General features: G+C 49.6%; 11 protein-coding genes and 1 pseudogene. 6 read left to right on the top strand and 6 right to left on the bottom strand.

Annotated features, from left to right (window positions below; all coding sequences use genetic code 11):
* Positions 1–31: 31 nt before the first annotated feature.
* Positions 32–1,522, top strand: coding sequence for a class I SAM-dependent DNA methyltransferase (locus tag KQI10_RS05525; protein WP_216566411.1), 1,491 nt, complete (start codon positions 32–34; stop codon positions 1,520–1,522).
* Here KQI10_RS05525 and KQI10_RS05530 read toward each other — a convergent pair.
* A complete protein-coding gene (locus tag KQI10_RS05530) occupies positions 1,447–2,355 on the bottom strand; it encodes a YhcG family protein (protein WP_253285170.1) in 909 nt (302 codons plus the stop codon). The two genes, KQI10_RS05525 and KQI10_RS05530, sit on opposite strands and share 76 nt — an antisense overlap.
* 14 nt (positions 2,356–2,369) lie before the next feature.
* Between KQI10_RS05530 and KQI10_RS05535 the strand changes: the two are divergent.
* The 5 genes and pseudogenes from KQI10_RS05535 to KQI10_RS05555 all read left to right on the top strand — a co-directional run.
* A pseudogene (locus KQI10_RS05535) lies at positions 2,370–2,492 on the top strand (SpoIVB peptidase S55 domain-containing protein); the annotation flags it as partial.
* 99 nt (positions 2,493–2,591) lie between these two features.
* The gene (locus KQI10_RS05540) at positions 2,592–2,858 is read left to right on the top strand and encodes a type II toxin-antitoxin system Phd/YefM family antitoxin (RefSeq protein ID WP_216566412.1); all 267 of its coding nucleotides are present in this window, start codon (positions 2,592–2,594) and stop codon (positions 2,856–2,858) included.
* A complete protein-coding gene (locus KQI10_RS05545; protein ID WP_216566413.1) occupies positions 2,848–3,174 on the top strand; it encodes a type II toxin-antitoxin system RelE/ParE family toxin in 327 nt (108 codons plus the stop codon). Before KQI10_RS05540 ends, KQI10_RS05545 begins: the two co-directional genes overlap by 11 nt.
* A 302-nt stretch (positions 3,175–3,476) precedes the next feature.
* Entirely contained in the window at positions 3,477–3,956 is a 480-nt protein-coding gene (locus tag KQI10_RS05550) for a hypothetical protein (RefSeq protein WP_216566414.1), read from the top strand.
* 63 nt (positions 3,957–4,019) lie between these two features.
* On the top strand, positions 4,020–4,577 hold the full coding sequence (locus KQI10_RS05555) for a hypothetical protein (protein ID WP_216566415.1): 558 nt from the start codon (positions 4,020–4,022) through the stop codon (positions 4,575–4,577).
* A 428-nt stretch (positions 4,578–5,005) separates the two neighbouring features.
* Here the strand turns inward: KQI10_RS05555 and brnQ are convergent, their stop codons facing one another.
* From brnQ to KQI10_RS05580, 5 genes are all read right to left on the bottom strand, one after another.
* Positions 5,006–6,319 carry a branched-chain amino acid transport system II carrier protein gene (gene brnQ, locus KQI10_RS05560; protein ID WP_216566416.1) on the bottom strand — a complete coding sequence of 438 codons (1,314 nt, stop codon included), beginning with the start codon at positions 6,317–6,319 and terminating at the stop codon, positions 5,006–5,008.
* A gap of 475 nt (positions 6,320–6,794) precedes the next feature.
* Positions 6,795–7,649, bottom strand: a complete 855-nt coding sequence (locus KQI10_RS05565; protein ID WP_216566417.1) for a hypothetical protein — start codon at positions 7,647–7,649, stop codon at positions 6,795–6,797.
* A gap of 730 nt (positions 7,650–8,379) precedes the next feature.
* Positions 8,380–10,293 (bottom strand): DNA methyltransferase, encoded by a 1,914-nt coding sequence (locus KQI10_RS05570; protein WP_256445301.1) that lies wholly within the window; start codon positions 10,291–10,293, stop codon positions 8,380–8,382.
* A gap of 17 nt (positions 10,294–10,310) precedes the next feature.
* Positions 10,311–10,865, bottom strand: a complete 555-nt coding sequence (locus KQI10_RS05575) for a TIR domain-containing protein (RefSeq protein WP_216566419.1) — start codon at positions 10,863–10,865, stop codon at positions 10,311–10,313.
* Between the two features lie 571 nt (positions 10,866–11,436).
* Entirely contained in the window at positions 11,437–12,426 is a 990-nt protein-coding gene (locus KQI10_RS05580) for a uroporphyrinogen decarboxylase family protein (protein WP_216566420.1), read from the bottom strand.
* Between the last annotated feature and the right edge of the window lie 180 nt (positions 12,427–12,606).

The raw sequence follows: 12,606 nt of genomic DNA on the forward strand, positions 1-12,606 counted from the left end.
CTTACAGATACTTAGAAAGGGCGAAAATGAAATGGCAAAGAAAGAAGTTAAAACCGATTTGTGGGTCGCTCGTCAGCTCGATGACTCCAAAATTAAATATGATGCTCAAGGTAGCGATGTTAAGGAAATCAATGACGCTTTGCAGAGTGCATCAAAGCGTGGTACTGGCAACGCTGGATACCCCGAGTATGTTGCAGTTGTTAAAGATTTTGTTATTGTCATTGAGGACAAAGCTGATCTTGCCAAGCATCAGAAACTGAGCAATACAGGAATCCTTTCTATCGATCAGAAAGATATTGCAGATTACGCTGTTAATGGAGCATATTTTTACGCCAAGCACATTGCGCAAAACAGCAGCTTCCATAAGATTTTTGCAATCGGTGTTTCAGGAGATGAAAAGCACCATAAAATCACTCCGCTGTATGTGGATGATAGAGATGGGTATAAGCAGCTCCCTGATATTGAATCTTTTACCTCCTTCACCGCTGTCAATATCGACGAATACTATACTCGTTATGTTCTGGCAGAAAAGACCGATGTCGAAAAGACTACTGAGGAAATTCTAAAAGATGCGGCGGAACTGCACGAATATCTGCGCACCTATGGCTCCCTGAAGGATCAGGACAAGCCTTTGGTGGTCTCCGGTATTCTTCTGGCACTGGATGATAAGTTTTTCAAACCCGATGATTTGCTCGGTGACGAAACGACCACAGATGGTCAGCTGATTTACGATGCGATTCAGCGCCGCCTCAAAGCATCCAATGTTGGGCCTGATGCAAAACGTGACAAGCTGATGAGTGAATTTTCTATCATCCGCACAAGCGCCCGTTTGAACGAAGTTGATGCCAAACTGGGCAAAACCCCACTGAAATTCTACACTGAGTTCTTGAAGAAGAATGTCTTTGACAACATTAAGTATCGAAGCTCTAGCGAGGATTTCATTGGAAGATTCTATGGCGAATTTATGCGCTATTCTGGCGGTGATGGTCAGACACTGGGCATTGTCCTTACGCCTCGCCATATCTGCGATTTGTTCTGTGACCTTCTGAACATTCAGACCACAGATATTGTGCTTGACCCTTGTTGTGGTACTGCCGGATTTCTTGTTGCAGCGATGCATCACATGCTTGAAAAGGCAGGTGCTGATCAGAACAAGCGAAAGAACATCAAGAAGAAACAGTTACACGGATTTGAACTCCAGAGCAATATGTTTGCTATTGCTGCAACCAATATGATCCTCCGGGATGATGGTAATAGCAATATCAAATGCGAAGATTTTCTCCGACAAAATCCTGCCCAAGTGCAGCTCAAAGGCGCAACTGTTGGCATGATGAATCCTCCTTATTCGCAAGGAACCAAGTCAGATCCGTCTCAGTATGAATTGTCCTTTGTGGAGCATTTGCTCGATTCCCTGACCGAAGGAGCAAGGGCTGCGGTAATTGTTCCTCAATCGTCCATGACAGGCAAGACCAAAGACGAACAGACTTTTAAGGAAAATATTCTGAAACACCATACATTGTAAAACAGCAAATCAATATAAAAATCATCTCCACCCACATTCAGGTGATATTGATTTCCAAGGAAGGCGAATCCTGTTCCCAGTTCCAACAGTAGCTTTGTAACATCTTTCACAAGTGCCTGTTCTATATCCCGCTCCATCATATCTTCTTTAAACGGGATAAAGTCAAACACATAGGGGTCCTTCATTGTCTGTGCGGCAAGCTCACTTTGCGGGGAGGGTAAGCGTTCTTCAAAATTTGCTATTTTCTTAGCCAGCGCTTGGCGTTGATAGAGCCCTATCTCAATTTGGTGTACCAAAACATTGCGTGACCACCCGTTCCCAGCTGCTTGATCGGCATACCAAATGTGCTCCTCCGCTGTCCTCACCTTATCCATCAATGCAATGTGATGATACCACGTTATTTGTGCAAGCGCCGCTTGCACAATTTCAAAGTTCGGAAAACGGAGCGCAAACTTCGCCATATATTTGAGATTTCGCACCGAATACCCTTTTGCTTCCGGGAATGCCAGCCTAATGTCTGTAGCAAGGTTTTCAATAAATTTATTTCCCCAGGTTTTATGCTCGTTGATGGCTGACCCAATATCGTAGTACAGGCATATCAGTTCCCTGTTGACATTCAGCGCTGCCCTATATTGCGCACTTTGGATTTCCTGCTTGATACTCTGTACCAAATCCAAGTACTCGCCACTGTTCATCAGCATTTGCAAATCCTCCATTCTCATGAAACGAAACACACCTTTTTCTTTGGATATTTTACCATACAGCGCAAAAGAAAGCAATCGGCTTTCAACAGTACAAATAAAAAGGCATTGTAAACATATTGTGTTGTCCATAATGGCAATCACTCGTGTCCGGCAGTCCCATTTTGCAGGACGGCAAGCTCATCGGCGCCGTCACCCATGTGCTGGTAAATGACCCATCTTCAGGGTATGGCATTTTTATTGAGAACATGCTGGAGGCTGCGGGGTAAAATTAGGGCCTGGACTTTCCGGGCCCTAAAAAAGTTTTGACTTCCATACTTTATTCGTATATAATAAAGTATCAATAAAGGAATTTGGAGGGCTGAACAATGATGATTCGTTCCGCAACTGCCATGCGTAATGATTACGACGGTATGGTAAAGCTTTCAAAAGAGAAACAGGAACCGATTTTTTTGACCAGAAACGGCGAGGGCGAGATGGTCTTTCTGCCCCTGGAGCTTTGGGAAAAGCGTGAGGCCGAGTTGGACCTGCTCTCTGAAATGCTCCGTCGGGAAGAAAACCATCTGGCTGGAGCCAAAACAGCCAGTCAGGAGCAGATGCATGCTCTAACCGAGGAACTGCTGCATGAAAATTGAGTGGCTGTATGAGGCACAGCGGGAATATGCGGAACTGCTGACATTTTACCGCTATCAAGTCGGTCTTGAAGCCGCCAGGCATTTTGCCGCAACGATCATGGATTCTGTAGAAAACCTTGCGTCTTTCCCGGAAATGGGTGTGTTGAAGTCAAATACATTGATGGGCAAATATGGGTTCCGTGCCCTGTTTATTCGGCAGTACGCCTGTATTTATAAGATTTCAGACGATGTTATCTATATCTACCATATCACAGACGCACGAAAAAATTATATTTACAACATCTTCGGTTTAGATAACAATACAAATAATCAATAGGTGGAAACACACGTCGCATTCTCACGATTTCTCGCGCTCCCGCCTGATCAGGTGCCGCATCTGATTTCCTTCGCCTCCCTGTTGTCCCCGCATTTGAGCAAGTCCCCATACTGGCAGAGGGCTCAATTATTATGGCTTTACGGTCATTCGCTATAAGGGATTTGCTGAATTGGTAGGCGTTCCCAAAGGCTTTTCTGAGAGTAAGCCATATAACGAAAGATGCGATGGCTTTAGAGCAGCATATCCTGCATTGCGGGGTGCAGACGCCCCATTTCCATGATATCAGAATTGAGGTGAAACACATGTATTACGAAAAAACCAAGACCAAAGAAGCCTGGCTTGCGCTGATTGCCGGGTTGATCGTGGCTACGGTTTTCACCTTTGGGATGCCGCGCTGGAATGCGCCTGTTGCCCGGGAAGAGGCCACAGCCGTCACCGCTATCTATGCCTCCTGCAAAGAGACAACGCACAGAGGGCATGTAAATGACGTGATCCTGCGCTTTACGGATCACGATCAGCTGGAAATCGACAACACCTGCGTCACTACGGAGCTTCTGGAGAACATACGCAGTCTCACCCCCGGCACGAAGCTGTTTATGCTGGTACGCCCCGATTCCGACGTCATTCTGGAGCTTCGGACGGGCGATTCCATATGGCGGGACTTTCAGGATGCCTCTGACCGGATGGCCAACGAAGCGGGCGGTTTTATGATTCTCGGGATCATTCTCTACATAGGGTCGGCAATCTGTGGCGTGAGGCTGCTGGTCAAAAAGGATGATTGAACACCATTCCAGCAGTTTCCTCCTTCCGTTTTTGAAAATCCAAAATGAAAAGAGGAATTTTCAATGCTCAAAATCGGTGATTGGGTAACGCAGTACAGTGCCGGTTACTGGAAGGTTCTGAATATTCTCCCCAAATACGCAGACAGCGACTACAGTTACAATGGTAACATGTGGCAGAAGGGCGACAGACTCGGCGATTGGGTGATCCTGAAAAAGGGTTTTACCCCCAAACTGCGGCCCAGCAACGCCTGCGAATGTGTGGACGCGCAATGGTGCAAGGCGGTAACCACCGACACACTGGAAGCAATCAAGGCAGCGTTCCGTGAAAATCCAAAAGCCAGGCAGAAATTTGATTTGTCCCCCGATATGCCAACGCCAGCCATTGCCAGCACATGGCTTAGGCTAACCGAAGCGCAAGCCGCTGCCTTGAAAGAACTGCTTGCAAGCCTGCCGGAACGGTTCACAAAGGAGCGGTTCTGGGCACAGGCCGTAGCTTTCCAGAAATCCATTGCAGACCCCTCCGCCGGAACGCACATTCTATACATTTACGGCTATCCATGGGAAATGGATGCGATGTTTGAGCCTCTTTTCTTTGATGCGGAACTCAAGGAAATCCCGTAAAGGCGGCAATCTTGCCGTCCCTACTAGCCTGTTAACTCTAAAGCCTTGCTTTTCATGTTTCGGACAATAACCCTAGCCACCCATCAGCTGATTGCCTCCGGCGGGGAGCTTCTTGTCCCGCCAAGAAGCTCCGCAAGAATGCGGCTTAAGGGAGGCGCTGTCGGCGAAGCCGCCCTCCCTTAAGAATCCTTTCCGGCCTCAAAACCAACAGGGCTTGTACTTGCGTAGCTTACCGGGCGTGTAGCCGCCATTCATCGAAGATAGTGCAAAATTTAAGCAAAGAGATCCCAGTTGAAAGACGGACGTGGCTTTCAGTTAAAATAAAAGCTATGTTACTGAGCTAACAAACTACTACAGATATGTCCTGCTAAGTCATTCCGCAAATCAATTTGTACCGCCCCGCCACCTTCTCCAAGGAGAAGACTTTTTTATGCCTTCTTCGCTCCGGACACAAGTCCAACCACCAGACTTGCCGCCAGCATTCCACCGGCCACGCAGAGCCAGCCGAAGCCCAGCTTGTAGAGGGGCAGCTTATGCAGGGCAGTCTCAAGAGCCCCCAGAGGGACGCCGGCGTCCGACAGAGCATACAGAGTGCTGACCACTGCCGTGCCCAAAACCGTCATGGGATAGACAAAGCGGTTCCGCTTCCACAGGTCATGGCTGAGGCCCAGCAGGATCAGGACGATGGACACAGGATAAATGGCATTCAGGATTGGCACAGAAATGCTCAAAATCATATTCAGGCCCAGATTACAGATCAAAAATGAGAAAAATGTAATGATATACACCCAGGCGCGGTAAGATACCTTTTTGAAAAGCATGGAAAAATACTGGGAAATGGAGTTGATCAGCCCCACGCAGGTGGTCAGGCAGGCCAAAGTGAAGATAGCCGCCAGCAGGACCGCGCCGGTGCTGCCGAAGACCTGGTAGACGATGCACCGCAATGTCCAGGCACCGTTCTCCTGCACCGCGTACACGCCGGAACTGCACATACCCATATAGGACAGCATGGCATACACCAATACCAGAATGGCCCCCGCCAGGACACCCGCCAGAATGGTATAACGCATCCGGTCCCGCTTTTCCCGCAGACCAAAGGAGCCCAGAGTGGTGGAGATCACCAGTCCGAAGTTCAGGGCCGCAATGGTGTCCATGGTGTTATACCCCTCCGTAAAGCCCTTCAGGAAGGGGGCGGCGGCGTAGCTGTCCTGAGGGGCAGCCACCTCGGTTTCTCCCCGGAACAGGAAGCAGACGAAGAGCAGGGCCAGAAGCGTCAGCAGGGCGGGAGTTAGTCCCCGGCCGATGCGGTTCACCAGCTTGCCGGGATTCAGGCAGAGCCAGAGCGCCACCAGAAAGAACACCAGAGAATACCCCGCCATCCAAAGAGATGCTTTGGCGCCCTCCGGCAGATAGGGCGCAACCGCCATTTCGAAGGGAACGGAGGCCGCTCTGGGAATGCCCAATCCGGGGCCGATGGAAATGTAAATGAGCACGGTGAACACAAGCGCAAAGCGTTTGTCCACCTGCTGTCCCAGTCTTTCCAGACCATCAAATCGGGCTACGACCACAACGCCCAGAACCGGCAGAATGACCGCCGTAGCCAGAAAACCCGCCATAGCGGGCAGCGTATTGCGTCCCGCGTTCTGCCCCAGAAAGGGCGGAAAAATCAGATTTCCCGCGCCGAAAAACAGCGCAAACAGCATAACGCTTACCACCAATAGATCCCGTTTTCCCAATTTCATTGTCATTTTCCTCTCTTTTTTGCATAAAAAATAAGGACCCGTCTCAAATTTCTTTGAGACGGGTCCAAAAACACCCGCGGTACCACTCAAATTGTATGCCAAGGCACACCACTCTTTTTCAGGCTCCAACAAGCCCTAGGCACTTACGCAGCCTGCGCGGAAGCCCCTACTTGCGGCGCTTTCGGGGACTTCAGCTCGGAAGGGATGGGATTTTTGACCGCAGTCCGCCAGGCTTCCACCGTCCCCGGCTCTCTATACGCCGCATAATCAAATCCGTCTTCGTCATCGCTTTTGCTATTCAGTTTAGCCTATTGTACACGCAAACGCGCTGCCTGTCAACAGGGAATCTCCTTTATCATGCTGCCGGGCCGTCGGAAGATATCTTTTGCAGCTTCCGGTTCCAGAAAAGAAGTCCGCATTGGCCTCCAAAGGGAGTAGATGATGGGATTTTTTTCGTTTACATCAGGCTGCAAAATCAGCCGACGGAGGAATCCAGTCTGCCATCCTGGGCGGTCCAGGAACCGGCGACGCAGGTCAGAATTCTGCCATCGGAGAGTTCGGCGGTGAGCACCAGGTCAATAGCAGCACCGTCCTCCATAGGCGGATTCTCCAGCCGGACCGGGAACTGCCCCGTCAGACTGCCCTCCGTCTCCCCTTCCCGCAGATTCAGGATCTGCTCGGAGAGCAGCTGGTCCTCCCGCTGCCAGCGCAGCTTTGCCAGCACCAGCACCACCGGATTTCCGTCCGCTGAGAGCAGCGGCGTCTGCACCGCAACGGTGACGTCCGCGCCGATGGCGTCTTCCTGCACCGTGACATTTTCCGCCAAAGCATTGGCGTAAGCACTCAGGCTTCCCGCAAGATAGGTCAGTTTGGGAGCTGCTGGGCTGTCCGGCGTGCTGAGCAGCACCTGTTCCGTCTCCCCCGTTTCTCCGGTCAGCAGACAATAATAACCGTAGCCGTCCTCCGGCAGCAGGGACAACTCCGCTGTATAGTTTTCACCATCCCACCGGCAATCCTCTCTGGCGATCTCCGCCCCGTCCAAGGTCACCAGCAGTTGGGCAGTCTGCCCCCCCTGCCGGGCAAGGGGGCTGGCAGAAAACAGGATCTGGGCGGGAGATTCCTCATCCGTCCCCCTGGCATCCAGGCTCCAGCGCTCCAAAGCCGTACTTTGCAGCGCCGAAAGCTGCTCCTGAAGCTGCGCAATGGTCTCCTGCAAAGCAGTATTCTCCCGCTTCAGCCGATCGACCTCGCTCTGCAGGGACTTGCTGTCCCCGGAGCAGCCCGCAAGGAGCAGACACAGGGGCAATAAAAACGCAAGTAAACGTTTCATTGGAAAACTCCTTTTCTTCTTTTTTTGCTAGTATACCCAAAAAACATGAATAAATCAACATTTACATCGCTTATGGATTCTCAGGAATACCGCATTTTCTGCATGATCGCCGGGAGCGAAGGACCAGGCAGCTCAGTCGCACAGCAACCTGCGCGCATTGTGCGGAAAATACACGCAGGCTCTCGCCTTTCCACACAAACCCGCGCATTGGCACACATCAAAAAGTCAAAAGATGTTGAAAGAATCGTGGTTTTATGATATACTTAAGAACCGTGATGCAGCTGCATTCCCTATGCACAGGGATTGCAGCACCGAACGAAAAAAACGAAAAGCGTCTGTCAGAAGAATTCGCCGCCTCCAGCCGTCTGTTGTACGCGATATCCCCGGGTCAGAGAATTGGTGCGGTGGCTACCCCCTTAATCCAAAACACTCTAGAGAATAAAGGAGATTTTAAACGATATGAAATTAGGTATTGTAGGAAATTACCTATTTTCATATCTCCATAATTCTCAATAAACATTCATATTCCTCATTTTCCAGAACTTTTCCGCTTTATATCTTCATGTACTTTTATATAATTTCATGGTAATTTGGTGCGGAATTGGTGCGGCGAATGAGGTACAACTTTTGGGAAACGGGTTCACCACGGAAAAGTTTGTCAGAAAATTAAGACATAATCGTGCGTAAAAGCCGGTGTATCGTGATTAGGCGATACACCGGCTTTCGCATATTACCGCATGACTTTTTCCATTAAGGACGCATAGCTGTCCACAACATCATAGACCACATTTCCGTCGCTGATAGCCTTGAAATGCTCTCTTGCGCAGTGGATTTTGGATTCCTCAATGAGCCGGAGCTGCATGGAGGACATGGAGCCCTTTGTCTCTGCCACAAAGTAGATGTGTTTTACTGTACCCTCATAGAAAGCAATCGCCCAGTCCGGATTATAGTGTCCAACCGGTGTCGCAATATAGAAGCTGTCCGGCAGTTTCACATAAACCGCAACATCCGTATTCGTATCCAGGTCCGCCGCAAAATCGCGCTCGTTCGTGGAATCATACACAATATGATCATATAGATGCCGCTGCGCTTTCATTGCATTTGTACCCAGCTTCCCCTTGATGGTCGGTTCCGTGAAGATGTCCGTGTCGTAGCGCTCCTCCAGCATATTATAGGTGATATGCTGAATAATTGCGGTTGCCTTTTCGTCGTTGATCAAAGCTGCTGCTTTGATAATGAATTCTTCCGGATTGAACTTGAACTGCTCAAAAACGGATTTTTCAATGCCTGTCAGGATTGCGACAACTGCCTTTCGTGTTAAACCGGTTTCTCCAACTAATTTGCCGACCAGATCATACTTCACGCTGCTGTTGGTGCGGATTCTCCTGCTGCTGTCGTAAGTAGACGACTTTGACTTTGAGAATGCACTTCCCTCCAGAAGCGAGTCCTTGGACTTAATCTCCTCCATTGCGCCGGTTTCAACTTTGAAGTAGATTTTCGGCACATGGAGATTTCGGTTGATGGAAGCTATCGCCTTGTCAACAAGTTCATCTGTGTCAAAATCGACCACATATACAGATTTCGGACTAATGCGGTTCCAGAGGGCCTTGAACTCCGGCATAGCCAGTTTATCTGGATTGACCTGCAGCTCAACATTCTTGTCACGGGCATTCTCCGGCTGCATAGCGCGGCTGTCATAGACGGAATCCAGGATCGCGATTACGGAATCGCGGCTGTCTGCCACTTCTTCCGCAATCTGAACTGTACCGTTTGCTTTGTCAGCGTAATACTTATCGGTCAATACACCTTTTTTGTCGATATAGCCGTTGACAATCAAATCAAAGAAGATGGCCTGTGCCGTGTCGCCGTCCACAACCTGCTCGTTGCCTCTTGCATCCACAATGACCTTTCCTTTGAACAGATCAGCAGTAACCGCCACAGGCCGTCCCGCAACCGCTTCCGCAAGCTCACTCTGTAACCCCTTCGCAAAGCTGTCGTAGCTTTCGCTGGCAATGACGGTCAGAATATTGACAGAATGCACATCGTTTCCAAGGACATTTGCATCCATGCGCTCGCCATCCTGGTTGACACACAGGCGCAAACCGCGGCCAACCTCCTGCCGTTTGCGCACCTCGCTGCTGCTCTGCTTCAGCGTACAAATTTGGAACACGTTTGGATTGTCCCAGCCTTCACGCAGCGCGGAGTGGGAGAAAATAAAGCGTACCGGAGACCTTTTCGGGTCACGATCCAGAAGCAGCTCCTTGTTCTTCATAATCAGGTCATAAGCATCAATATCGTCGGACGTGCCTTCCTTTTTATCGGAGAGCTTGCTGTCGGTCATTTTGCCCTTTTTGTCAACAGAGAAGTAACCGGCATGGGTGTCATGGGCGGAAATTGCGTCCAGATACCGTATGTAGTCCTCGTCTCCGATTTCCCGCTGCATGGAGCTGAGAATGTCGTTGTATTCTTCCTCGAACATATCCGCATACTTCCTTTTTCCTCCATCTTCTTCGTTGACTCGCATTACTGCCTCAGAAGTAGTTGCAGAACCCGAAAACAGGTCTAAAATCACTCCATCTGAACCCATTGAAACTCGAATGAGATATTTCATGAGGTTAATAGGTTTTGGATTATCAAACTTCATTTCCGGAATTAAATGTTTCAAAAAACAGTTGTACTTTGGGCTTCAAACACGCCCCAGTTGCTTTTGATTGCCTTATTCTCATTCGTCATTTCAGACATGAACTCTTTTTGCTTGGGAAGTGAATCTTTCCAGACACTGAATTCACGGATCACTGTCGAGTCATCAATAGCAACATAACTATGCGTTCCATTACATTTTTGGCATTGGTAAGTTCCCTTGTAGATTTGATCACACATCTCAGGGAGAACAACACCCAAAATACCGTTTCGCGTGTTACCTTCACCATTGAATAAGGAGGCTTGCAATTCACGTTCGATGAAATAGTTTTTACGCCGTCCCAAATAATCACATCCCCCATTTTCAGCCGAATGTGTCCCAATGAGAAATACCGTAACAGTTGAGTCTTTAAGATAGTCTTGGCGGATCGTTTTCATAATATAGTCTCCGTCATTACTATCAATCACTCGATCAAGCCCTTTGTCAATTATATCCGAGGCAGAAAAGAGATTGTCTATTTTATCACGGTACCACTGATCCTCTTTTTTGAATGAAATAAAACATTTATGTGCCATGTTTGCTCCCCCTCCAATCATTTGTATTGTAATTTTAAATCATAAAGATTATGCGCAATTTGAAGAGGAGGGCACAAGCAGACGGCCCCCGCACCCGTATTTGCGCCCAGCAGCCGAGGGGCATATGGACGAATGGCAGCGAATCGTGGAAGGCGAACTTGAAAACGGCGGCTAACTTGCCGGCAATTTGCCGGCATTTTGCCGGAATTACATATGCCCTCCCCTACCCCGTGGCGGTTATCCGCTGCGGGGTTTTCTTTTGGCCAAAGAACGCACCAATACAGCAAGAAACACATAAAAAACGCACTATTAAGCTAAAAATGTGTATCAAAGCCTAAGTCTTCCCGCTACCGGGCGACTTCGGGACTTTCACCCTAGAGAACGTGCGCTCACCGGGCGCACAAACAAAATGGATGCCTCCCGCAAAATTTCGGGAAGCATCCATGATGAAAAACTAATTATTCAGTTCAGATAACGGTGTCCAGAAAACCGGGTACATATCATTTGGGGGAGTGGCCGATGCTGGTTTTTCTTGTGGGCGTATTTTGCAACGCGCCCTTTTCACGACTCTTTAGAAGTAGCGCTTGCTTGCCAGCTCGATCTGGCGGCTGGTCTCCTCGTAAACGCCGGGGAATGTAGACACAGGCAGACCCTGAGAGGCGCCGGGAATGAAGTACAGCTTGCCGCACTCTCTGCAGGCACGGTCAACTTCTCTTGCCACGTCGTCCACCGTCCAGTCGGGATAGTCGATGGTGGCGCTGTCAACACCGCCCATAAAGGAGATCTTTCCGCCGTACTGCTTGATCAGTTCCGGGATATTGTTGGAGGTCATAACGCCCTGCCAGATGTCAATGCCCATGTCGATCATATCCGGCACCAGGGTGGCGGCATAGGAATCGGAGTGGTGGACGATGAGCTCCACGCCGTGGTCTTTATAGTACTTGTAAATCTTCATGTAGCAGGGCTTGATGAACTCCCGGAACATTTCAGGAGACAGGAAGGTGGACTGCTGGCTGCCCCAGTCATCGTGGTGGAACAGGGCATCGGGCTTGATATAGGTGCAGATCTCCTTGGCCAGATCCAGCTCAAACTGGGTGATTTGGTCCAGAATTTCGTGCATTTCATCGGGGTACTCATAGAACGCCATGAGGCAGTTCTGGATCTCCATCAGGTAGTGGCTCTGCTCAAACACGCCGGGGGCAATGAAAGCGGTGCAGAACCGCTCATTCCGGTCTACCTTTTCGGCGGCCTCAATGAAGGGCTCCCACTCCTGGGCACTGTAGATCACATTGGGTACTTTCAGATACTTCTGCCATTCCTCCACGTCCTTGATGACGATCTTGTCCGGGGTGTGGACGGGGAAGGCACCGGGGGTACCGGCGGGCCAGGAGCGGGTAACACCCCAGGCGTTGACCACGTTCAGTTCCCCCAGCTTGGGGGCGGGGTTGTGGGCGGAAAAGGGATTGCGGACCTGCATTGCGAAGGCTTCATACTGGTTGACGAAGCGGTCCGGATGGCCGCCGTGAATGGTTTCCAACAGATTTTGACGTTTGGTTAACATAATATATTTCCTCCTGATTTGCTGAAGTTTAGGAAGCTCTGATTAAATCGGCAAGAGCTGGCAGCGAGAGATTTTGTTTCCGGGCAAGGTTCTAAAAGTGAGGGAATACTTTGTGTACCCGCAAGGGGTATGCCGCATCCGTAAGCCAGCTTGCGCTGGCAACGGCTGCGCTATATTTCC

Source organism: Pseudoflavonifractor sp. MSJ-30, from assembly GCF_018918045.1.
Lineage (GTDB): Bacteria > Bacillota > Clostridia > Oscillospirales > Oscillospiraceae > Faecousia.